Origin of the sequence: Pseudoalteromonas sp. SWYJ118, assembly GCF_015864505.1 — a bacterium.
GTDB classification, from domain to species: Bacteria; Pseudomonadota; Gammaproteobacteria; order Enterobacterales; family Alteromonadaceae; genus Pseudoalteromonas; species Pseudoalteromonas arctica.
Genome location: NZ_JADYXC010000009.1, coordinates 1 through 25077 on the forward strand (window position 1 = coordinate 1; position 25077 = coordinate 25077).

A 25077-nucleotide genomic window follows, 5' to 3' on the forward strand; every position below is an offset into this window, starting at 1 on the left:
CTAGAAGCTTACGGAACATTTCAACACCAGTACAAGTAGAACGAGTTGTATCATTGATACCAACAATTTCTACTTCGTCATTGATGCGGATGATACCAGCTTCAACACGACCAGTTACAACAGTACCACGACCCTGGATTGAGAAAACGTCTTCGATAGGCATGATGAAAGGCTTATCGATGTCACGCTCTGGCTCTGGGATGTAAGTATCAAGTGCGTTTGCAAGCTCAACAATCTTATCTTCCCACTCTTTCTCGCCTTCTAACGCTTTAAGCGCAGAACCAGCAATTAGAGGTAAGTCATCACCTGGGAAATCGTATTCTGAAAGAAGTTCACGAACTTCCATTTCTACTAGTTCAAGTAGCTCTTCGTCATCTACCATGTCACATTTGTTCATGAACACGATGATGTAAGGAACGCCAACTTGACGAGAAAGAAGGATGTGCTCACGCGTTTGTGGCATAGGGCCATCAGTCGCAGCAACTACTAAGATCGCGCCGTCCATTTGAGCAGCACCAGTGATCATGTTTTTAACATAATCGGCGTGACCAGGACAATCTACGTGTGCGTAGTGACGTGAAGGAGTATCGTATTCAACGTGAGACGTTGAAATAGTGATACCACGTTCGCGCTCTTCAGGAGCGTTGTCGATTGATGCGAAATCTTTAGCAACACCGCCGTATACTTTTGCAAGTACGTTAGTGATTGCTGCAGTTAGTGTAGTTTTACCGTGGTCAACGTGGCCGATTGTACCAACGTTTACATGCGGTTTTACGCGTTCAAACTTTTCTTTTGCCATCTTAAAAAATTCCTAATAAAGAAATTAAAGCCTGACTCACTATTGAGCCAGACAAGCTAAAATTATATAACAGCGCGAGCTGAAATTATTGTATCTGCAACGTTTTTCGAGGCTTCAGCGTACTTCACAAACTCCATAGAGTATGAGGCACGGCCTTGTGTTGCAGATCGTAAAGCAGTCGCATAACCAAACATTTCAGAAAGAGGAACCTGCGCATTAATTTGCTTAAGTCCACCTAATGCATCTTCCATGCCTTCGATTATGCCGCGGCGACGATTTAAGTCGCCAACTACATCACCCATATTTGAATCAGGAGTGAGTACTTCAACCTTCATTACTGGCTCTAAAAGTACAGGGTCAGCTTTACGCGCCCCATCTCTCATTGCCAGTGAACCTGCTATTTTAAATGCCATTTCATTCGAATCTACATCATGGAATGAACCATCATATAAAGTCGCTTTAACGCCAAGTAATGGGTAGCCTGCCAGTACACCTTGAGACATTTGCTCTTGGATACCTTTGTCTACCGCAGGAACGAACTCTTTAGGAACAGACCCACCTACGGTTTCGTTAACGAACTCGTAAATTGGTGACTCATCATCCGTAATGTCCATCGGTTCAAGTTTAAGCCAAACGTGACCATATTGACCACGACCACCTGACTGACGTATAAACTTCCCTTCAACCTTAACAGTTGAACGAATAGCTTCTCGGTATGAGACCTGCGGCTTACCAACGTTACATTCAACACTGAATTCACGTTTCATACGGTCGACGATGATATCTAGGTGAAGCTCACCCATGCCAGAGATTATAACCTGGCCTGATTCTTCGTCAGTTTGTACGCGAAAAGAAGGGTCTTCAGCAGCTAGTTTACCTAGCGCGATACCCATCTTATCTTGGTCAGCTATAGTGCGAGGCTCAACCGCAATAGAGATTACTGGTTCAGGGAATTCCATACGCTCAAGCGTAATAATAGAATTCGGATCACACAGTGTTTCACCTGTTGTTACGTCTTTAAGACCAATAGCTGCCGCGATGTCGCCTGCGAAAACTTCTTTGATCTCTTCACGAGAGTTTGAATGCATCTGTACGATACGGCCAAGTCGCTCACGCTTACTTTTTACTGGATTATATACCGTGTCACCCTGTTTAACAGTACCAGAGTAAACACGGAAAAAGGTCAAGGTCCCAACGAACGGGTCTGTAGCAATCTTAAATGCGAGTGCAGCAAACGGCGCTTTATCATTAGCAGGACGTTCTTCCTCAGTACCATTTTCTAAGATACCTTGGATTTGTTTCACTTGCTCTGGCGACGGCATATACTCAACAACCCCATCAAGCACAGCTTGAACGCCTTTGTTTTTAAATGCGCTACCACAAGTAACTGGAACAATCTCATTAGCTAATGTTCGTTGGCGTAAAGCATTTTTAATTTCTGCTTCACTTAACTCTTCACCTTCTAAGTATTTATCCATTAGTTCTTCTGTTGCTTCAGCAGCGCTTTCAACTAAATGAGAGCGCCATTCTTCAGCTAATTCCAGAAGTTCTGCCGGTATTGCCTCATATGAAAAAGTCATACCCTGGTCCGCTTCGTTCCAGTTAATCATTTTCATTTTTATGAGGTCAATAACACCTTTAAAGTCGTCCTCAGCGCCTACAGGCAACTGAATTGGAACAGGCGTTGCTCCAAGACGAGATTTCACCTGGCTAACCACAGCTAAGAAGTCAGCGCCCGTGCGATCCATTTTATTTACGAAGATCATTCTCGGAACTTCGTATTTGTTCGCTTGACGCCAAACTGTCTCAGTTTGCGGCTGTACACCAGATGAAGCACAAAGAACAACTACCGCACCATCGAGTACGCGTAAAGAACGCTCTACTTCGATAGTGAAATCTACGTGTCCTGGAGTATCAATAATATTGATACGATGGGCGTCAAATTGAGCGTCCATCCCTTTCCAAAAACACGTTGTTGCAGCAGAAGTGATTGTGATACCACGCTCTTGTTCCTGCTCCATCCAATCCATAGTTGCAGCGCCATCATGTACTTCACCGATCTTATGAGAAAGACCCGTGTAGAACAGAACTCGTTCTGTTGTGGTGGTTTTGCCTGCATCTACGTGAGCTACAATACCTATATTACGATAGCGCTCAAGTGGAGTTGTACGTGCCATATGATCCTCTTAAAGGTTAAAGACAGATTACCAACGGTAATGAGCGAATGCTTTATTCGCTTCAGCCATACGGTGAACGTCTTCACGTTTCTTAACCGCAGTGCCTTTATTATCAGAAGCGTCAACGATTTCTTGAGCTAAACGTAAGCCCATAGATTTTTCGCCACGCTTACGTGCAGCGTCTACTAACCAACGCATACCTAATGCGTTACGACGAACTGGACGTACTTCAACTGGTACTTGATAAGTTGAACCACCAACACGGCGAGATTTAACTTCTACCTGTGGGCGGATGTTATCAAGTGCAGTTTCAAAGATTTCTAGGTGCGACTTGCCTGATTTCTCAGCAGCCACGTCTAGCGCACCATAAACAATTTTTTCAGCAGTAGATTTCTTGCCGTCTAACATCACGATGTTAACGAATTTAGCAAGAAGTTCCGATCCGAACTTAGGATCTGGAAGAATTTTACGTTGACCGATTACGCGTCTTCTAGGCATTTTGTATCTCCGGTTTATTCAGGTTTGCTCTTTCGAGTCAATCACCCAAAACAATAATTATAAATATTTAGTGCTTGGCCTTACTAACGGAAAACAATTAGCCTTTAGGGCGTTTTGCACCGTATTTAGAACGAGCTTGACGACGATCGCTAACGCCTGCACAGTCAAGTGCACCACGAACAGTGTGAAAACGCACACCTGGTAAATCTTTAACACGACCACCACGGATTAGGATTACACTATGCTCTTGAAGGTTATGACCTTCACCGCCAATGTATGAAGTTACTTCGAAACCGTTAGTTAAACGTACACGTGCTACTTTACGTAACGCCGAGTTTGGTTTCTTAGGTGTAGTTGTATATACGCGAGTACATACACCGCGCTTTTGCGGACACGCTTTTAGTGCAGCTGAGTTACTTTTCGTAACCTTGCTACGGCGTGGCTTACGCACTAGCTGGTTAATAGTTGCCATTTAAATAGCTCCTGAAATTAAAATTACTACTGAAAAAAATAAAAAATCCGCCCTTTATTTACGAGCCTGCATTAAGCACACAAGTAAATGGGTGGCGGAATTTTAATGAGCAAAGTTTGACCTGTCAACCTAAACTAACCGCAAGACAGCATATAACTGACTTGCGATCACTTAATCTATTGATTAAGAACAGTTTATTGATTTCCAGACAAATCAGCATTTAGAGCGTCTGTAAGTGCTTGAGTTGCCTCTTCTGCACTTACTGTTTGCTCTTCTACTACTACTTTGCTTTGTTTACGGCGAGCCATACGTTCTTGATGATACGCAAAACCGGTACCGGCTGGGATCAAACGACCCACAATTACGTTTTCTTTAAGACCGCGAAGCTCATCGCTCTTACCATTCACTGCCGCATCTGTAAGAACACGTGTTGTCTCTTGGAAAGACGCTGCAGAGATGAAAGATTCTGTTGCTAGTGATGCTTTTGTGATACCCATTAACTGGATTTCAAACTTAGCTGGTATCTTACCTTGTTTTTCAAGGTCACGGTTTGCGATATTAACGCGCGCCACTTCGATTTGTTCACCGGCTAAGAAGTCAGTATCACCGCCGTGCATAATGGTACATTTACGTAACATTTGACGGATAATTGTTTCAATGTGCTTGTCATTGATCTTAACGCCTTGCAAACGGTAAACCTCTTGCACTTCGTTAACGATATAGTTAGCAACATGAGTCACACCACGTAGGCGTAAGATGTCATGCGGTGATTCAGGACCATCGGCGATAACTTCACCTTTAGACACTTGCTCACCTTCAAACACGTTAAGTTGACGCCATTTAGGAATCATCTCTTCGTAATGATCACCTTCAGCTGGAGTAATAACTAAACGCTTCTTACCTTTAGTCTCTTTACCGAAGCTAATTGTACCAGTTACTTCAGCTAATATAGCTGGTTCTTTTGGCTTACGAGCTTCAAATAAGTCGGCTACGCGTGGTAGACCACCCGTGATATCACGAGTTTTCGAACCTTCTTGCGGAATACGTGCTAACACGTCACCTGGGTTTGCTGTAACGCCGTCAATAACTTCAATCGTCGTGAATGAAGGAAGACGTGTTTCTTGCAGACCGCGCTCTTCACTTTCGATGATAAGCTTTGGTTCTTTCGTATTTACTTTAGCAAGATCTTTTACAACTACACGGGTTAAACCAGTTAGTTCATCAGTCTGTGCTTCAGTATTTGAATCATCGATATCGCTGAACGATACTTTTGACTTATGCTCAAGAACGATTGGGTGACTATGCGGGTCCCAAGTAGCAACGATGTCGTTACCTTGAACTTCCGTATTGTCTTGCACTGTTAATACCGCACCGTAAGGTACTTTATAGCGCTCTTTCTCACGACCATGACTATCAATGATAGTAATTTCCGTAGAACGAGAAGTAATAACAATCTTACCGTCTGTGTTAAGTACGTACTTAGAGTTATGAAGTTTTAATGTACCGTTAGTTTTAACTTGTACATTATTTTCTGCAGATGCTCTAGATGCCGCACCACCGATGTGGAAGGTACGCATTGTTAACTGTGTACCTGGCTCACCGATTGACTGTGCCGCGATAACACCCACTGATTCACCAGCGTTGATGATATGACCACGTGCTAGGTCACGACCGTAACAGTTAGCACAAACACCAAAGTCATTATCACACGTGATAACAGAACGTACGCGAACTTCATCTACTGAGTGCTCTTCTAAAAGGTCACACAGTTTTTCGTCTAGCATGATATTACGTTCAACAAGTACTGTATTAGTACCTGGAATTACAATATCTTCAGCAACAACACGACCTAGAACACGTTCACGAAGTGGTTCTACAACATCACCACCTTCAATAAGCGGTTTCATTGTTAAGCCATCTTCTGTACCACAGTCATCTTCATTGATTACCAAATCTTGTGCAACGTCTACTAGACGACGCGTTAGGTAACCCGAGTTTGCTGTTTTAAGTGCTGTATCGGCAAGACCTTTACGCGCACCATGCGTTGAGATGAAGTACTGAAGTACGTTTAGACCTTCACGGAAGTTAGCTGTGATTGGCGTCTCGATGATTGAACCATCTGGACGTGCCATTAGACCACGCATACCCGCCAACTGACGAATCTGTGCAGCACTACCACGAGCACCTGAGTCGGCCATCATAAACACTGAGTTAAATGACGGTTGCTCTACTTCTTCACCTTGTGCATTGATAACTGTGTCTTTCGACAAGTTAGACATCATCTCACGTGATAAGTTTTCGTTTACACGTGACCAGATATCGATAACTTTGTTGTACTTTTCACCAGCCGTTACAAGACCTGATTGGAATTGTTGGTTGATTTCAGTAACTTCAGCTTCAGCTGATTCAATTATCTGTGCTTTAACCGGTGGGATAACTAAGTCATCAATACCGATAGAAACACCTGACTTCATTGCATAATGGAAACCGGTGTACATAACTTGGTCAGCAAAGATAACTGTATCTTTAAGACCTAAACGACGGTAACACTCATTCAATAAGCCAGAAATCTGCTTTTTACCTAGCGGCTGGTTGATTGACGCAAACGGCATGCCTTTAGGTAAAATTAGAGACAGAATTGCACGACCAACAGTTGTATCGATAACAGTGATAGTGTCTTCTACTACGCCGTCTTCGTTTTTAACTGATTGACTAATACGTACTTTCACGATTGCGTGAAGGTCTGCATTGCCACTGCGGTATGCTTTTTCTGCTTCTTTTGGATCTTTAAATATCGCGCCTTCGCCTTTAGCGTTAATGCGGTCACGAGTCATGTAATAAAGACCCAATACAACATCCTGTGAAGGAACGATGATTGGCTCACCATTCGCAGGAGATAGAATGTTGTTTGTTGACATCATCAATGCACGAGCTTCAAGCTGCGCTTCGATTGTTAACGGTACGTGTACCGCCATTTGGTCACCATCGAAATCGGCGTTGTACGCCGCACATACTAATGGATGCAAATGAATTGCTTTACCTTCGATAAGCACAGGCTCAAACGCTTGGATACCCAAACGGTGAAGTGTTGGTGCACGGTTAAGTAATACTGGATGTTCACGAATTACTTCGTCAAGTACATCCCATACTTCCGGAACTTCACGTTCAACCATCTTCTTAGCAGCTTTGATTGTCGTAGCCATGCCGCGACGTTCTAGTTTGCCATAGATGAATGGTTTGAATAGCTCTAGTGCCATCTTCTTAGGAAGACCACATTGGTGAAGCTTAAGTGTAGGACCAACTGTGATTACAGAACGGCCTGAATAATCTACACGCTTACCAAGTAGATTCTGACGGAAACGACCTTGCTTACCCTTGATCATATCAGCAAGAGATTTAAGAGGACGTTTGTTAGAACCTGTAATTGCACGACCACGACGACCGTTATCAAGTAGCGCATCTACCGCTTCTTGTAACATACGTTTTTCGTTGCGTACAATAATGTCTGGTGCTGCTAAATCTAGTAGACGTTTAAGACGGTTATTACGGTTAATAACACGACGGTAAAGGTCATTTAGATCAGATGTCGCAAAACGACCACCGTCTAATGGTACTAATGGGCGTAGATCAGGTGGCAATACTGGAAGTACTGTCATGATCATCCACTCAGGGTTATTACCTGATTGGTGGAACGATTCCATTAACTTAAGACGTTTAGTGATTTTTTTACGCTTAGTTTCAGAGTTAATTGTTGGTAACTCTTCACGCATCTCAGCAATTAATTGAGCAAGATCAAGTTCACGAAGCAAGTCTAAAACTGCTTCAGCACCCATCTTAGCTTCAAATTCATCACCATGCTCTTCTAGTGAATCTAAGTATTCTTCTTCACCTAATAGCTGACCACGCTCAAGCGTTGTCATACCAGGCTCAGTTACTACGAATGATTCGAAGTAAAGAACACGTTCAATATCACGAAGCGTCATATCTAGCATTAAGCCAATACGTGACGGTAATGATTTTAAAAACCATATATGTGCAACTGGGCTCGCAAGGTCGATATGACCCATACGATCGCGTCGCACTTTAGTGAGTGTTACTTCAACGCCACACTTTTCACAGATCACACCACGGTGTTTAAGGCGTTTATATTTACCACATAAACACTCATAATCTTTCACTGGGCCGAAAATACGGGCACAGAATAAGCCATCGCGCTCAGGCTTGAAAGTACGGTAGTTAATAGTCTCAGGTTTCTTTACTTCACCGAATGACCATGAACGAACCATGTCTGGTGAAGCAAGACCAATGCGAATTGCATCGAATTCTTCGGTCTTATTTTGTTGCTTCAGAAACTTAAGTAAGTCTTTCACCTTAGCTCTCCTGTCGGAGTTAATCTTGAGGACGGATAATTTCGTCCCTACATTCTATTCAGCCGTAACAGATGCTGCAGCGTTAACTGCAGCATCTAATTGGCTTAATTTTCTTCCAACTCGATGTTGATACCCAGTGAGCGGATTTCTTTCAACAATACGTTGAACGATTCTGGCATACCTGGTTCCATTTTATGGTTACCATCAACGATGTTTTTATACATCTTAGTACGACCGTTCACGTCATCCGATTTCACTGTTAGCATTTCTTGTAGAGTGTAAGCAGCACCGTAAGCTTCAAGTGCCCATACTTCCATCTCACCAAAACGCTGGCCACCGAACTGGGCTTTACCACCCAGCGGCTGCTGAGTAACAAGGCTGTAAGAACCAGTAGAACGTGCATGCATTTTATCATCAACTAAGTGATTCAATTTAAGCATGTACATGTAACCAACAGTTACTTGACGTTCAAACTGATCGCCAGTACGGCCATCATAAAGTGTAACCTGACCACTACGAGGATAGCCCGCAAGCTCAAGCATGTCTTTGATTTCGCTTTCTTTCGCGCCATCAAATGCAGGAGTAGCTATTGGTAAACCACCTTTTAAGTTTTCAGCTAGACGACGAATTTCGTCATCAGTAAAGCTAGCAATATCTACAACTTGGCGAGATTCGCCAATTTCGTATGCTTGCTTGATGAAGTCACGTAGCTCATGAAGCTCACGTTGTTCTTTCATCATCTCTTCAATACGTTCACCGATACCACGTGCAGCAAGACCCATATGTGTTTCAAGGATCTGACCGATGTTCATACGTGATGGTACACCTAGTGGATTCAATACGATATCTACCGTACGACCTTTGTCATCGTAAGGCATATCTTCTACTGGTACGATAGTCGAGATAACACCTTTGTTACCATGACGACCCGCCATTTTATCACCCGGTTGGATACGACGTTTAACAGCTAGGTATACTTTAACAATCTTAAGTACGCCTGGTGCTAAGTCATCACCTTGGGTAATTTTACGACGTTTGTTTTCAAACTTCTTATCGTATTCAGCTTTAAGCTCATCGTATTGTGCAGCTAGTTGCTCAAGCTCAGCTTGCTTGTCTTCTTCAGCAAGACTTTGCGTAAGTACTTTTTCAGCATTTAGAGATGCAAGTTTATCTTCATCAAAACCAGCAGCTATAAGTAGCTTACGTGCACGGTCTAAAACGCCTGCTTCTAAAATACGGAACTCTTCGTTGAAGTCTTTCTTCGCTTCGCGAAGCTGCATGTCTTCAACTTCTAACGCGCGTTTATCTTTTTCAACACCATCACGGGTGAAAACTTGCACGTCAATTACAGTACCAGTTACAGAATTTGGTACACGTAAAGAGCTGTCTTTAACGTCAGACGCTTTTTCGCCGAAGATAGCACGCAGTAGCTTCTCTTCAGGTGTAAGCTGTGTTTCGCCTTTAGGAGTCACTTTACCTACTAGGATATCGCCGCCTTTAACTTCAGCACCAATATATACAACGCCTGATTCATCAAGCTTGCCTAGTGCAGATTCACCCACGTTCGGGATATCTGCTGTGATCTCTTCTGGACCTAATTTAGTATCACGGGCAACACACTGTAGCTCTTGAATATGGATAGTCGTTAGACGATCTTCTTCAACTACGCGCTCAGATAACAAGATTGAATCTTCGAAGTTATAACCGTTCCATGGCATGAATGCCACGCGAAGGTTTTGACCAAGGGCTAAATCACCTAAGTCAGTCGAAGGACCATCTGCTAACACGTCACCACGAGTAACCGGTTCGCCAACCATACAAGTTGGTTTTTGGTTAATACATGTATTTTGGTTTGAACGTGTGTATTTGGTTAAGTTGTAGATGTCGATGCCCGCTTCACCAGGGATGCGTTCTTCTTCATGTACATTTACAACGATGCGACTTGCGTCAGCATACATTACTTCACCACCACGTTTAGCAACGATAGTTACACCAGAGTCTTTCGCTAGTGTTAACTCAATACCAGTACCTACTAACGGCTTATCCGCTTTCAATGTTGGTACTGCTTGACGTTGCATGTTTGAACCCATCAATGCACGGTTAGCATCATCGTGTTCTAGGAACGGGATAAGTGCTGCCGCTACAGAGATCACCTGTTGTGGTGATACATCCATATACTGCTGGTCCATGCGACCCATAAAGGTAGATTCACCTTTGTGACGACATGGGATAAGTTCATCAACAAACTCATTGGTTTCAGTTAAGTTTGAATTCGCCTGTGCGATAACAAACTGACCTTCTTCAATGGCTGATAAATAATCAACTTCATCAGTTACAACACCGTCTACCACTTTGCGGTAAGGTGTTTCTAAGAAACCGTAGTCATTTGTACGTGCGTACGTAGACAATGAGTTAATTAGACCGATGTTTGGACCCTCAGGAGTCTCGATTGGACATACGCGACCATAGTGAGTTACGTGAACGTCACGTACTTCAAAGCCTGCACGTTCACGAGTTAGACCGCCCGGACCTAATGCAGAGATACGACGTTTATGCGTAACTTCTGATAGTGGGTTATTTTGGTCCATAAACTGTGATAACTGAGACGAGCCGAAGAACTCTTTAACCGCTGCCGAAATAGGCTTAGCGTTAATAAGATCTTGTGGCATTATCGCGTCAAGGTCACCTAAGCTTAAACGCTCACGTACAGCACGTTCAACACGTACTAGACCAACACGGAATTGGTTCTCAGCCATTTCGCCAACACTACGTATACGACGGTTGCCTAAGTGATCGATATCATCAACATCGCCTTGACCGTTACGAATAGCAATTAATACTTTCATAACAGACACGATGTCTTCTTTGCTTAATGTACCAGGGCCTGTGTCTGTATCGTAACCAACACGGCTATTGAACTTCATACGACCTACAGTAGATAAGTCATAACGTTCTTCAGAGAAGAACAAGTTCTGGAATAAGGCTTCAGCCGCGTCTTTCGTCGGTGGCTCGCCTGGGCGCATCATGCGGTAAATTTCTACTAGTGCTTCTAAACGGCTGCTTGCAGAGTCAATGTTCAAAGTATTTGACATGTAAGCACCGCTGTCCACTTCATTGATATATAACGTATCAATTTTAGTGTAACCGGCTTTAACCAATTCAGCCATTAGCTCTAGAGTTAGCTCGTCATTTGCATTTGCAATAACTTCACCAGTTGACTCATCAACATAGTTTTTAGCTACAATACGGCCAATGATGTACTCATGTGGTACTTCTAATTGCTTAATGCCTTTCTTCTCGATGCTCTTGATGTGGCGAGCCGTAACACGACGACCGCTTTCAACAAATACTTCACCGTCTTCGCTCTTGATATCAAAAGCGGCAGTTTCACCACGTAAACGCGAAGGTACAAGTTCCATAAGAACTTTACCGTTCGTTACTTCAAACGTAGTGTTATCGAAGAACATATCTAGGATTTGTTCGCTAGAATAATCTAGTGCACGTAGGATGATAGACGCCGGTAATTTACGACGGCGGTCAATACGTACATATAAGTTATCTTTTGCATCAAATTCGAAGTCTAACCATGAACCACGGTAAGGTATAACGCGTGCGTTATATAATACTTTACCCGATGAATGGGTTTTACCGCGGTCGTTATCAAAGAATACACCAGGGCTACGGTGTAGCTGAGAAACGATAACACGCTCTGTACCATTGATTACAAAAGTACCGGTATCTGTCATGAGCGGAATTTCGCCCATGTAAACTTCTTGCTCTTTAATGTCTTTAACTGTGCCTGGTGCTTCTTTGTCCATAACAACAAGACGCAGTTTCACGCGAAGTGGAGCAGAATAAGTCACACCGCGAATTTGACATTCTTTTACATCGAAAACTGGCTCACCAATACGGTAACTTACGTATTGAAGCTCAGAATTTCCCGAGTAGCTTTTAATAGGGAACACAGAACGGAAGGCAGCTTCCAAACCATGATCGCCATCAGCGTCCGGCACTAAGAATTTTTTAAACGATTCTAACTGTGTAGACAGTAAAAAAGGTATATCCAAAACTTGTGGACGTTTACCAAAATCCTTACGGATACGTTTCTTTTCAGAATAAGAGTAAGCCATGGGGTTCCTCAGCTTGCTGATCTTTGACCCGACCTGTTCTTGTAAGAACAGACTTAACTGGCAGCTATGCCAAGATTTTACAACATTTAACTGTTGTTCTAATTAGATCCCACTTTAACACTAGCAAACTATAAAGCGTTGAAAGTAAAGAAAAAATCAGATTTTATTTGAACTAAAAGAGTGCATCACTCTATAGCGCAAAAAGGCCGGTGATTAAATAATCACCAGCCCTTGCCTGATTTCTCAGGCAGCGAACTTAGCAAAAGCTAAATTACTTAACCTCAACTTCAGCACCAGCTTCAGTAAGATCTTTTGCAAGTGCTTCAGCTTCTTCTTTAGATACACCTTCTTTAACAGGTGTAGGAGCAGCTTCAACAAGAGCTTTCGCTTCTTTAAGGCCAAGGCCAGTTGCGCTACGAACAGCTTTGATTGCAGAAACCTTGTTAGCGCCAGCGCCAGTAAGGATTACGTCAAATTCTGTTTTCTCTTCAGCAGCTTCAGCAGCTGGACCAGCTACCATTGCAGCTGCAGCAGTTACGCCGAATTTTTCTTCCATTGCTTCGATAAGAGCAACAACGTCCATTACTGACATTTCAGCAATTGCGTCAAGGATTTGGTCTTTAGATACAGACATTACAAATTTCCTAATAATTAACGGACATTACGTCCAAATAAATTTTACACCGAAAGTGATTAAACAGCTTAAAATTAAGCAGCTTGCTCTTCTTTCTGTACACGTACTGCTTCAATTGTTTTACACAATTTGCCAGCAGACGCTTCTTTCATAGCACTCATTAAGCGTGCAACAGCTTCATCGTATGTAGGTAATGTAGCAAGCATTGCTGCATCAACAACATTTCCTTCAAAAGCGGCCGTTTTAAGCTCGAATTTCTCATTCTTTTTCGCGAAATCTGAAAAGATACGCGCAGCAGCACCTGGGTGCTCTGATGAGAAAGCGATTAAGCTTGGACCAACAAATGAATCAGAAAGACACTCAAAATCTGTTCCTTCAAGAGCACGTTTTGCTAAAGTGTTACGGACAACTTTCATCCAAACACCATTTGCACGAGCTTCTTTACGAAGGGCAGTGATTGCGCCAACTGTTACACCACGAGAATCTGCAACAACTGCAGATAGAGCACCATTGGCTGCTTCGTTGACTTCAGCAACTATTGCTTTTTTGCCTTGAAGATTTAAAGCCATGGGTGTTACTCCTGGTTTAATGGGGATACCGATTATCGGATTCCCCTGTTCTACTCTTCCCTACCAAACAAGGTAGAGATGCTTTTTACGGCGAGAGCCAGAAGGATTAGGAAAAATCTATCTGGGGTCTACACCGTCTACGTAGGTGAATATTAAGGCCGAAGCCACCTACGGTCTTGGACGGAAGCCCAATTTATCGTTAACCCCGAAGGCTTAACGAAATTATGGACTTCAACCCGAATTCTTTACTTTGCCAATTAATAAATTAATCAACAAAATGGCGCGAAATTATAGTACAAATTTCACGCCATGTAAACACTAATTAAGCTACAGTTGTGCTTAAAGTGCCTTGGTCAACAGAAACGCCTGCGCCCATTGTTGTAGAGATAGTTACTTTCTTCAAGTAAACACCTTTAGCTTGAGAAGGTTTAGCCTTCTTAAGCGCAACAATTAGAGACTCAAGGTTTTGTTGTAATTGCTCTGCAGTGAAATCAACCTTACCAATAGTAGTATGGATGATGCCATTTTTGTCATTACGGTAACGTACTTGACCTGCTTTAGCATTTTTAACTGCTTCTGCAACGTTAGGCGTTACAGTACCAGTTTTAGGGTTTGGCATTAGACCACGTGGGCCTAAGATTTGACCTAGTTGACCAACAACACGCATAGCGTCTGGTGATGCAACAACAACGTCAAAGTTCATCTCGCCTTTTTTAACTAGTTCAGCAAGATCTTCCATGCCTACTAATTCAGCACCGGCTTCTTTTGCAGCTTCTGCATTAGCGCCTTGTGTGAATACAGCAACACGAACGTCACGACCAGTACCGTTAGGTAGTACAGTAGCACCACGAACGTTTTGATCAGATTTACGAGCATCGATACCAAGGTTAACGGCAACGTCAACACTTTCTACGAATTTAGCTGTCGCTAACTCTTTTAAAAGAGCAACTGCTTCATTGATTTCGTAATCTTTTGTTACTTCCACTTTTTCGCGGATAGTACGCATACGTTTAGTTAATTTAGCCATTTCTTAGTCCTCTACGTTCAAGCCCATCGCACGCGCAGAACCTGCGATAGTGCGAACCGCTGCGTCCATATCGGCAGCTGTAAGGTCAGTTCGTTTTGTCTCAACAATTTCTTCAAGTTGAGCACGAGTTACTGTGCCTACTTTATCAGTGTTAGGACGGCCTGAGCCTGACTTGATACCAGCAGCTTTCTTAAGTAAGTAAGCAGCAGGTGGCGTTTTCATGTCGAACGTAAATGAACGGTCACCGTAAACAGAGATCACTACAGGAACTGGAGCGCCTTTTTCGATAGACTCTGTACGTGCGTTAAACGCTTTACAGAATTCCATGATGTTTACACCGTGTTGACCTAGTGCAGGACCTACTGGAGGACTAGGATTAGCCATACCAGCGGCAACTTGTAGCTTGATTAGAGCTTCAACTTTTTTAGCCATTATAAATACCTCATTTGGTGGGTCTCAGCCTTGTGCGCGCGAGGACGCGTACTCTAACGGCTTCCCAGTTTAAAAATTGGTTTCGTACTTTTTGCACAGTAAAAATAAATTTTACCTTAATACAAAAAGGCCGCTGATTATAAGTTAATCAGCGGCCTTTTTCAAGCTTCATGCCAAAATTTAAATAAAAATTAGCGAAGCTTTTTTAATCAATTACTTATCTTGCTCAACTTGACCGAATTCAAGCTCAACTGGCGTAGAACGACCAAAAATAAGTACAGATACTTTTACGCGGCTCTTTTCGTAGTCAACTTCTTCAACTACACCACTGAAATCTGCAAATGGTCCGTCTGTAACGCGAACAACTTCACCTGGTTCAAATAATGTAGCAGGTTTAGGTGCTTCAGCATTTTCTTGAAGGCGATTAAGAATGCGTTCTGCTTCTTTAGGAGTTATTGGAGCAGGACGATCAGACGTTCCACCAATAAAGCCCATTACACGTTCAGTGCTGTTCACTAAGTGCCAGCTTGCGTCATTCATATCCATTTGTACTAATACATAACCTGGAAAGAATTTACGCTCAGATTTACGCTTTTGGCCAGCGCGCATCTCAACAACTTCTTCAGTTGGTACTAGTATCTCACCAAAGCTCGATTCAAGACCTTCGATTTTAATGTGTTCAGTTAACGTTTGAGCTACACGCTTTTCGTAACCAGAAAAGGCTTGTACTACATACCAACGTAACTTAATTTCTTTGTTCTCGTTCTCATCCGACATGGGATCAGATCTCCAATCCAGTTAAAAAGCCTACAGCGCGGAATAAAATGCCATCTAATCCCCAAAGGATAAGTGCCATAATCACTGTTGCAACCATTACAATTAATGTCGTGTGGGTAGTTTCTTGGCGCGTTGGCCAAATAACTTTGCGTACTTCAATTCGAGCTTCTTTAGCGAAAGCAAGAAAGTTACGTCCCTTAAATGTTTGCGAGGCAATTGCTAATCCGGCCGCTATTGCAACAACAACGCCGATAGCACGTAGTAGTACAGATTGATCTGCATACATGTGATTACCAACAACTGCGCCTGCAAGTAGCGCGATTGCTACTAACCACTTTACTGACTCCATCGCACTTGATGGTGTTTCTACATTCGTGCTCATAATATTATTACCTTAACTACAGACACAACAACCCTACACTACGGTAAGGTTAATCCATTAAAATCTAAACTTAAAAACAGACTTAATTTAAACCGGTTTTTAATCTCAGACTACTCAAACCACAAGTAAAACTGGCAGGGGCGGAGAGATTCGAACTCCCAACCATCGGTTTTGGAGACCGCTGTTCTACCAATTGGAACTACGCCCCTGCAAAGTGGATGCCTATTATACTTACGCAGTCCATTAACACAAGCCTAAAAGATACCCACATTGGAAAATCTCGGCATTGCATTAAAAAATCAATCTTAACATTGATTAAAAAGCAGTTTATGATTGTCCAAATTATAGGGACTCACAATTAGATGGGAAGTCTGTGAAAGCAATAAAAACAATCATAAGATATAAAATTATTAGCTTTTTATTATTATTTCATATTAGTTCTTATGCCCTGCCATTGTACTTAGATACATATACAAATGAACAAGGTTTATCACAAAATTCAATTACCTGCAGTACCACTGATGAAAAAGGGTTTCATTGGTTTGCTACCCAAGGTGGCTTAAACCGATTTGATGGGTATGAATTTAAGCACTATAAATTCAATCCTTCACAACCTAGTATTTCGGGAAATTGGATTACGGACTGCCTGAATTTAGGAAACGGCCACATTTGGTTTGCGACAACAAGTAATGGACTTAACTTATTAAATACTGAAACAGGAAGTTTTAGTGTTTTTAACCAGTACTCAGCTCCTCCTATTACAAATGAACGTATTTCATCAATTTCTTCTAATTCGCCACAAATCATTTGGATTGGTCACGATAAAGGGCAACTTACTCGTTTAGATACATACACAGGTACTACCGAATTATTTTCTTATCAGGGCACGAATCACTTAAATGTTGTTTTTAAGGATGTGCTTTTTGATGATCAAAAAAACCTTTGGTTAGCAAGTAGTATCGGGCTGATTAAGTTCGATACACAAACACATCGGTTCGAACATATATCTAATAGCCCTGAACAGCTCTGGCAATTAAAAAAAGTAACAAACGGCAAATTTATTATAGGAGGTAAGACTGGTCTAAGTGTTTTTGACTCAAACACACTCGCATTTTATAACTTTGAGCAACTCAAAAATGTTTGGGTCACAGATATACTTTTTGATGATGAAAAAAAATTATGGGTAAGCACTTATGGTCATGGTCTTTATTACCAAGCTACAGATAATTTATTAAGTAGCGAGTTTCGTCAACTTACTCACTCTCCAGATTTAAAACATGGCTTAGCTAACGATCACCTATTATCACTTTACCAAGACCCTCAAGGCATTATTTGGATTGGTACAGACGGCTATGGATTACATCGCTATGATAAAAGGCAGACTCAGTTTGGTCATCAAAAACATCAAAGCAATAACCCAGCTTCTATCTCGAATGACTTTGTAAGAGCAATACTCAAAGACAGTAACAACTTACTTTGGGTGGGTACGCGCGACGGACTTAACAAACAAACTGACACAGGATTTAAACGCTATAAAACAGATAAAAATCAAGATATAGGCTTAACTAATAACAATATATTTAGTCTTTATGAAGATGCCAATAAACGCGTATGGATAGGCACATACGGAGGTGGTTTACTGCTTTACAACCCAATTAATGATAACTTTTCGGCTTTTACTGTGCAAAGCCATCAACTCAGTAGTAACCGTATTTATGCAATCGAAGGTGATCTAAGTGGTAATTTATGGCTGGGCAGTAACGAAGGCTTAACGCGATTTAATCCCGATACTTTACAGGTTACAAATTTTAAATACACCGCAGATAAAAATAGTATCTCAAATAATACTGTTTTTAGTATTACTTATGACAGCGACAACAACGCTATATGGGCAGGAACCCGCGCAGGGTTAAATAAACTTTCTTTACATGATGAAACATTCACCCATTACCAAAGCGATCTTAAAAAGCCTAACAGTTTAACGCATGACATGGTTACATCCTTGCATTTACAAGATAAAAACACTTTATGGGTAGGTACTTTTGGCGGGCTCAATAAGTTAAATATCCAAACAAACAAAGTAATAAACATTACAGAGTTTGATGGCTTACTTAACGATAATATTTTTGCAATTAAACAAGATAGCAGCGGTTACTTGTGGCTAAGCAGCAACCAAGGCCTAACCCGTTACGCTCCTCAAACCCAACAAATGCAGCATTTTTTACCCGCAAACGGTATACAGCATCATTCTTTTATTTTAGGTGCCGCTTTTCAAGCCGATGACGGCGAGCTATTTTTTGGTGGTATTAACGGTTTTAATCAATTTGATCCGTTAAAGCTGACTCTAGCAACTCAACCCCCAGAACCCGTTATTACAGACTTACTTATTTTTAACCAGTCAGTCGGGACACAGCAATATATAAAAAACAAGACCCAAACGGCTAAGCTTATAAGCTATACAGACAAACTCTTTTTTAAAGAAGAAGATGGTGTTATCGGCTTTAAATTTTCTGCTTTAAACAGTGCAGAGCCCCCTTCTCAATACCAATATGCTTACAAGTTAGCTGGGTTAGATAAGCAGTTTTTATACGCAAACAAAAACCAGAGGCAAGTTAGTTATTCTCAACTTCCCGCTGGAAGCTATCACTTTATTGTAAAAGTTAAAGATCAATACGGTCAATGGAGTGATGATAAAACAATGGTTGCGCTTAAAGTTACTCCACCTTGGTGGAAGAACAATGTTGCCTATGTAACTTACATCATTATCGTATTATTTATAATGTGGTTAATTATAACAGCAAGGTATAGAGCTAACGTTGCAGAGCAAGCAAACTTAAAAGAGAAAGAACTTAGCAACTTAAAAACCCAACTATTAGATAATGTTAGCCATGAACTTAAAACACCATTGAGCTTAATATTAGCGCCACTTGAGAGTTTACAAAAAAGCCATAAGGATTCAGACACCCAACAAAAACTAGCGATGATTCAACGTAATAGCTATAAGCTATTGGATCAAATAAACCAACTTTTACAGCTCAGCCAGCGCCCAAGCACAGCAGTGAAACACGTCACACCCTATGCTATAAAGCCGGTAGTTGAACAATTAATTGAAGATTTCACCCCTTTATTTAAACAAAAAAATATTACGTTCAAGTTTGAAGATTTAACACAAAAAACTATTCCCATTAAATTAGAGCTAAATCATACAATTTCTATTATCAGTAACTTATTGAGTAACGCACAAAAATACACTCCAAACACTGGCAAAGTATTACTTCAGCTATTAACTCAAAAACAAACATTAATCATCACAGTCTCAGATACTGGTGTTGGTATAGATAAAGAGCACCTTGAGACCGTTTTTCAACGATTTACACGCATAGATACGAGTAATCAAAGTGGTAGCGGTATTGGCTTAGCGCTGGTGAAGCAGCTAGTTGAGCAATATGGAGGAACTATTGAACTTAAAAGTGAATTAAACAAAGGAAGTTGTTTTACTGTTTCACTCCCAACAACTCAAACAGACGAAACCTCTAACCTCACTGCTCTTGCTGTGTCTAAAAACAATAATTTATGTGCAGTAAAAAGTAATAAGATTCTTATTATTGAAGACAACGATGAAATGCGTGATTTAATAACGTCACTATTTATTAGTAGCTTCACGTGTATAAGTGCAGCTAACGGAGAGCTAGGTTTAGCTTTATGTAAAAACGAAATGCCTGACTTGGTAATAAGTGATGTAATGATGCCTGTTATGGATGGCTATCAGTTTATTAAAGCACTGCGCAGCGACACGGCTATTAGCCATATTCCGGTGTTATTACTTTCAGCAAAGGCAGATACGCATAGTAAATTAAAGGGCCTAGACTTACTTGCTGATGACTATTTGAGTAAACCTTTTGAGCCGCAGCTGTTACTCAGCCGCGTTCAAGGGTTATTAACGATTAGAGAAGTACTTAATCAACATTTAAAACAACAACTACCTGCTTTATCACAAACAACCCAGCTCGACCCACAAATGGCGCAAAGTAAAGATTATGTATTTACCGAGCGTGTAAAAACGACAGTAAAAGAGCATTACCAAGACGAAGCATTTAGCGTAGAAGAATTTGCAGCAGCGCTCTACCTTAGCCCTCGCGCTTTACAATTAAAAATGAAAGCCTTGTACAACCTAACACCAAGCGATTACATTCGAAATATTCGTTTAGAATTTGCACAAGAGCTTTTAAAAAATAGTGAGCTTGCAATTGGTCTAGTAGCACAGCAAGTTGGCTTTAATTCACAAAGCTACTTTGCCCGGTGCTTTAAAGCAAAATATAATATGTCCCCAAAACAGTTTCGCGAACAATCCTGATAAATTTCGCCTGTGTGACTAAACATTTCGCACCAGTACTATTATTAACCTACTGATTTAACTAAATTAACATGAATTTAAATATTAAAGGAAATGCACTGCATTTCCCTTGAGCATATTAATTAAGGACAGTCATATGTTAAAAGCACCACAAAAACTATTATTAACGGCACTATTAACTGCCACTCTTAGCGCTTGTCAAAGCACCTCCACAAATGTTACGTCAGGTCAAAATTCACCAGACATAAACACTGTCGCCCAAGAACAATACAATGGGCCTAAAGCTCGTATTGCTGTTGCACGCTTTACCGACAAATCAAACAACTCAAAATGGTGGCGTAAAGAAATAGGCGACGGTATGGCTGATCAATTAACTACGGCACTTGTATCAACAAATCGCTTTATTGTTTTAGAGCGCCAAGCGCTTGATGCTGTTTTATCAGAACAAGACCTAGCAGCCTCAGGTCGCGTTAGTGCATCATCGGGTGCCGCTTATGGTGAGATTGAAGGCGCTGAAATAGTCGTTATTGCAGCGGTAACTGAATTTGATGACGATAGCTCTGGTGCAAGTGTTGGCAGTGGCGGCTTTATGGGTGATGTATTTAGCTCTGTATCCGCTGGTTTCTCAGGCTCGCATATGGCGATTGATCTTCGTCTAATAGATACACGCACATCACGCATTTTAGCTGCAACAAGTGTTGAAGGTGGCAGTAAAGATTTTGACTTTACTGGAGCCGCAACCAACTTTGGTGGCGCACTTGTTGGCGGTAATATTAGTGGATGGTCTGATACCCCTAAAGAAAAAGCCCTTCGTGAAGTTATTATTAAAGCGGTTGAGTTTTTAGAAACTAAAATTCCAGATACTTACTATCGCTATAACAGTAATAACACTTTAGCATCGGGTTACACTGCGCCGCCACCGGCAGCTGTACAAGCAAAAACAGCCAGCAAGAGCGCTGTAACAGTCGATGTACCCACTCATAGAATGCCACATTATGAAAAGATGGATTTAGCAATGTCGCGCCTAAGCTTGGTATGTTTGGGTTACCTAAGAAACCAGCCTGATTACGAAGAATTCGAAACACAGGATGTTGAGTACGATCGTAAAACAGTTATCGCACTTCGTGAGTACCAGCAAGACAAAAAACTAAAGGTAACGGGTTTAGCTGATGAAACAACTAAAAAATCACTTGATGATAGTGGTTGTATTGCTAAAACGAACAAATCAAGCCTCGAAAGTATAAGCAACATGTTTAAGTTTAATTAATAAATATTATCTTTAAGTTTAAAATGAAAAACGGCTGTTACTTAGAGCCGTTTTTCAATCTATACGTAATAACTCACCACGATAAAAATCACACACTAACCAAATTTGCTCAAATTGATAGGTTCTTGGAAAGTTAAGGTCATTGATCACAGCTTCAAAGTCAGCTTTGTGCCAAATAGTACTGGCGTTACGAATAACAAGCCAAGTACGCTCTGAATAATAACGTTTTTTCGCTTTTTGTTTCAGCAACCGCTCTAATGCAGCCCGCAATCTGTGTTCACTTGGCTTTTGTGCCATATCTGCCAAATCTCGTTGCATTTGCATTGACAACGATCGTCCTAAAACAGCCATCGCTTCTGTTTCGCTGGCATATAAATGAGCAATTTCTATATCAAGCTGTTCACTCTCTTGATAACAACTAACGTCAGGTTTATTAGGCTCATTATGCCAAATGTTGCGCATATGAACACCCAACTGCTGCTCATAGCAACGTAAAAACAATTTAGCAGCATCATGCTCTAACTGACGTTTTTCCTCATCACTGCTGCGTTTCATTCAACACCTTGTAAACATCATTCAGTAAGCTTGAAGCACCAAATCTAAATGTATTTGCTTGCAAATAATCATCACCCATTATTGCGCGCGTAAGCGTTAAATAATCACTGGCATCGGCAACAGTTTTAACACCACCGGCAGCTTTAAAGCCCACACGTTTATCCGAGTTTTTAATAGCTGTTAGCATAATTTTTGTTGATTCAAGGGTTGCATTAATGGCCACTTTACCCGTACTGGTTTTTACAAAATCGGCACCACCTTCAATAGCCAATTGAGTAGCCTGCGTTATAAGTGCTTCAGTTTTAAGCTCACCGCTTTCTATTATTACTTTTAGTTGGGCGCGCGACCCACATGCTTTTTTACTTTCGCTTACATAGCTAAGTACTGTTTGAACATCGCCCGCTATGAGTTTTTTGTAAGGAATAACCAAATCAATTTCGTCAGCGCCGCGCTCTATTGCAATAAGTGTTTCGTTAATTACATCACTCAGTGGCGCATCACCTGTTGGAAAATTAGTGACCGTTGCAACTTTTACGTAGTTAAGCTCACGTGCTGCGAGTGCTATTTTTGCATCATCAACAAAGTCGCTATAAACACATACTGCAGCAGGTGTGCCCAGCCTCGGGTTTATACTATCAACAAGCGCTTGAATGTTTTTGGTTGTATCGCTGGTGTTTAAGCTTGTTAAATCCATCAGTGCGACTGCTAATGCGGCATCTTTTTGGTGTTGTGTCATTAGAGCTCCGTTGCTTATGTAATACCAATTTTATTAAAAACATAATCATTTTAGCGTATTAAATAACTCACTAACTACGTTAAAAATTATTTATATAGAACAACTATGTATCATAATTTTAGCCTTGTTATTGAGCTATTTTCTCGTCGCTATTATAGATCACTAATTTAATGCAATTGGTATAAGTACAAAATTTGATATGCCTCCATATTAACAAATTAAACCAAACTCGCTATAGCTCATAACCAAACACTATAAGCTGTTTATTTTACTTGTAACTCGGCGCAATCCCTTGTTAACTAACTCTTAGGCCTAAAAAGCCCACCTATTATAACTTTTGGTTATATCAACTTGGTTTTAATTATTTTTTACTTATTGATAGCCGCTATATTCTGCTTATCAGAATAAAGCGTTTTCTTATATTTGAATTTGTTTAGGGGTCTTATTAACGTGCAGTATTTACCTATCTTTACCAAACTCGACAACAAACCAGTATTGGTTGTTGGCGGTGGAGAGGTCGCATTACGCAAATGTCGCGCGTTTTTAAAAGCGAGAGCGAGCGTTACTTTAGTAGCGCCTTGGTTTTGCGACGAACTAAAAGAGCATGCACATAATAATGAAGTAACGCTTATTGATGCTTATTTTGATGAGTCGCATCTCGATGGAAAAATGCTTGTTATTGCAGCAACCGACCGCGATGAAGTAAACAACAACGTATTTGAACTTGCCAATGCCCGCAATGTATTTGTAAACGTAGTTGATGACCAACCTAAATGTACGTTTATATTCCCATCCATTGTTGACCGCGACCCAATTACGATTGCTATATCAAGTGCAGGCACAGCGCCCGTACTTGCGCGTCGCTTACGCGAAAAGCTCGAAACCCTTATTCCGCATCATATTGGCCCACTTGCAACACTTGTAGGTGGCTTTAGAGACAAAGTAAAAAAACGCTTTAAACATTTTTCAGACCGCCGCCAATTTTGGGAAGGCGTGTTCGACTCATCCGTCGTGAGTAAAGTGCAAACCGGTGACACTCAAGCCGCACAGCAGCAATTAGAGCAAATGCTAGATGCAAAAGCAGAACCTGAAGGCGAAGTATATGTAGTAGGTGCAGGCCCAGGCGATCCAGAGCTTTTAACACTTAAAGCACTGCAACTTATGCAACAAGCCGATGTGGTTGTATACGACTTTTTAGTGTCTGACGAAATTATGGAATTAGTGCGCCGCGATGCTGACCTTATTTGTGTAGGCAAACGTTTAGGCGATCATAGTGTTGTTCAAGACGACACCAACCAAATGCTGGTCGACCTTGCTAAACAAGGCAAAAAAGTGTGCCGCATTAAAGGTGGCGATCCGTTTATTTATGGTCGTGGTGGCGAAGAAGTACAAGTACTGGCTGCTAACAACGTAAATTATCAAATTGTACCGGGTATTACAGCCGCTGCAGGTTGTAGCGCATATGCGGGTATTCCGCTTACGCATCGTGACCATGCACAAGCCATTCAATTTGTAACTGGCCATTGTAAAAAAGACGGCCAAGAACTTGATTGGCAATCGCTGGCAAAAGCAAATCAAACGCTTGCTATTTACATGGGCGTAATTAAATCGCCGCACATACAAAGCGAGCTTTTAAAGCATGGCCGTAAAGCCGACACACCTGTTGCCATTATCGAAAACGGTACACGCAAAAATCAGCGTGTAGTAACAGGCCAACTAGGCGAACTTGCCGACTTAATCCAGCGCAACAGCATTATATCGCCTGCGCTACTCATTATTGGTGAAGTAGCCGCCCTGCACTCGCAACTAGCGTGGTTTGGGAAAAACGAGCAAACAAGCAGCTTTGCACAGCCGCTAACAGATGTATCAAATACATAACCGAATTTTAAATTTGTAAC

Annotated in this window: 17 protein-coding genes and 1 tRNA gene; 3 read left to right on the top strand and 15 right to left on the bottom strand. The window is 41.4% G+C overall.

Translation table 11 applies throughout. The annotated features are described in order from the left end of the window. The 13 genes from I6F48_RS10355 to I6F48_RS10415 all read right to left on the bottom strand — a co-directional run. Positions 1-799, bottom strand: a 799-nt coding sequence (locus tag I6F48_RS10355) for an elongation factor Tu (RefSeq protein WP_197119357.1), incomplete at its 3' end; no start/stop codon positions are given. A 62-nt stretch (positions 800-861) separates the two neighbouring features. Then, positions 862-2976 (bottom strand): elongation factor G, encoded by a 2115-nt coding sequence (gene fusA, locus I6F48_RS10360; RefSeq protein WP_165728275.1) that lies wholly within the window; start codon positions 2974-2976, stop codon positions 862-864. Between the two features lie 27 nt (positions 2977-3003). After that, positions 3004-3474: a 30S ribosomal protein S7 gene (rpsG, locus tag I6F48_RS10365; protein ID WP_010555004.1), complete on the bottom strand. Its 471-nt coding sequence runs from the start codon at positions 3472-3474 to the stop codon at positions 3004-3006. Positions 3475-3571: 97 nt separating this feature from the next. Next, positions 3572-3946, bottom strand: coding sequence for a 30S ribosomal protein S12 (gene rpsL / locus I6F48_RS10370; protein ID WP_002958885.1), 375 nt, complete (start codon positions 3944-3946; stop codon positions 3572-3574). A 194-nt stretch (positions 3947-4140) separates the two neighbouring features. After that, complete coding sequence (gene rpoC / locus I6F48_RS10375) at positions 4141-8316, bottom strand: DNA-directed RNA polymerase subunit beta' (protein ID WP_197119358.1); 4176 nt, start codon at positions 8314-8316, stop codon at positions 4141-4143. Between the two features lie 104 nt (positions 8317-8420). Further along, positions 8421-12446, bottom strand: coding sequence for a DNA-directed RNA polymerase subunit beta (gene rpoB / locus I6F48_RS10380; RefSeq protein WP_165740515.1), 4026 nt, complete (start codon positions 12444-12446; stop codon positions 8421-8423). Positions 12447-12717: 271 nt separating this feature from the next. After that, complete coding sequence (gene rplL / locus I6F48_RS10385; RefSeq protein WP_002958882.1) at positions 12718-13080, bottom strand: 50S ribosomal protein L7/L12; 363 nt, start codon at positions 13078-13080, stop codon at positions 12718-12720. Positions 13081-13154: 74 nt separating this feature from the next. Beyond that, positions 13155-13649: a 50S ribosomal protein L10 gene (gene rplJ / locus I6F48_RS10390; protein WP_002958881.1), complete on the bottom strand. Its 495-nt coding sequence runs from the start codon at positions 13647-13649 to the stop codon at positions 13155-13157. 322 nt (positions 13650-13971) lie between these two features. Beyond that, the gene (gene rplA, locus I6F48_RS10395) at positions 13972-14676 is read right to left on the bottom strand and encodes a 50S ribosomal protein L1 (protein WP_165728276.1); all 705 of its coding nucleotides are present in this window, start codon (positions 14674-14676) and stop codon (positions 13972-13974) included. Between the two features lie 3 nt (positions 14677-14679). Then, complete coding sequence (gene rplK, locus I6F48_RS10400) at positions 14680-15108, bottom strand: 50S ribosomal protein L11 (RefSeq protein WP_002958879.1); 429 nt, start codon at positions 15106-15108, stop codon at positions 14680-14682. A 213-nt stretch (positions 15109-15321) separates the two neighbouring features. Continuing rightward, positions 15322-15885: a transcription termination/antitermination protein NusG gene (nusG, locus tag I6F48_RS10405; protein WP_007580122.1), complete on the bottom strand. Its 564-nt coding sequence runs from the start codon at positions 15883-15885 to the stop codon at positions 15322-15324. 4 nt (positions 15886-15889) lie between these two features. Beyond that, entirely contained in the window at positions 15890-16267 is a 378-nt protein-coding gene (secE, locus tag I6F48_RS10410) for a preprotein translocase subunit SecE (protein WP_002958877.1), read from the bottom strand. Positions 16268-16399: 132 nt separating this feature from the next. Beyond that, positions 16400-16476, bottom strand: a tRNA-Trp gene (locus I6F48_RS10415). A gap of 164 nt (positions 16477-16640) precedes the next feature. Between I6F48_RS10415 and I6F48_RS10420 the strand changes: the two genes are divergently transcribed. Beyond that, on the top strand, positions 16641-20621 hold the full coding sequence (locus I6F48_RS10420) for a hybrid sensor histidine kinase/response regulator transcription factor (protein WP_197119359.1): 3981 nt from the start codon (positions 16641-16643) through the stop codon (positions 20619-20621). A 136-nt stretch (positions 20622-20757) separates the two neighbouring features. After that, complete coding sequence (locus I6F48_RS10425) at positions 20758-21888, top strand: CsgG/HfaB family protein (protein ID WP_165740251.1); 1131 nt, start codon at positions 20758-20760, stop codon at positions 21886-21888. A gap of 54 nt (positions 21889-21942) precedes the next feature. On the opposite strand, the gene I6F48_RS10430 is transcribed toward I6F48_RS10425, so the two are convergent. Beyond that, positions 21943-22443, bottom strand: a complete 501-nt coding sequence (locus I6F48_RS10430) for a hypothetical protein (protein WP_101216814.1) — start codon at positions 22441-22443, stop codon at positions 21943-21945. Then, positions 22427-23179 carry a deoxyribose-phosphate aldolase gene (gene deoC / locus I6F48_RS10435; RefSeq protein ID WP_197119360.1) on the bottom strand — a complete coding sequence of 251 codons (753 nt, stop codon included), beginning with the start codon at positions 23177-23179 and terminating at the stop codon, positions 22427-22429. The genes I6F48_RS10430 and deoC overlap by 17 nt, the downstream gene beginning before the upstream one ends. Before the next feature lie 450 nt (positions 23180-23629). Here deoC and cysG point away from each other — a divergent pair, with 450 nt between their 5' ends. Next, positions 23630-25057 (top strand): siroheme synthase CysG, encoded by a 1428-nt coding sequence (gene cysG / locus I6F48_RS10440; protein ID WP_101164434.1) that lies wholly within the window; start codon positions 23630-23632, stop codon positions 25055-25057. Positions 25058-25077: the final 20 nt, after the last annotated feature.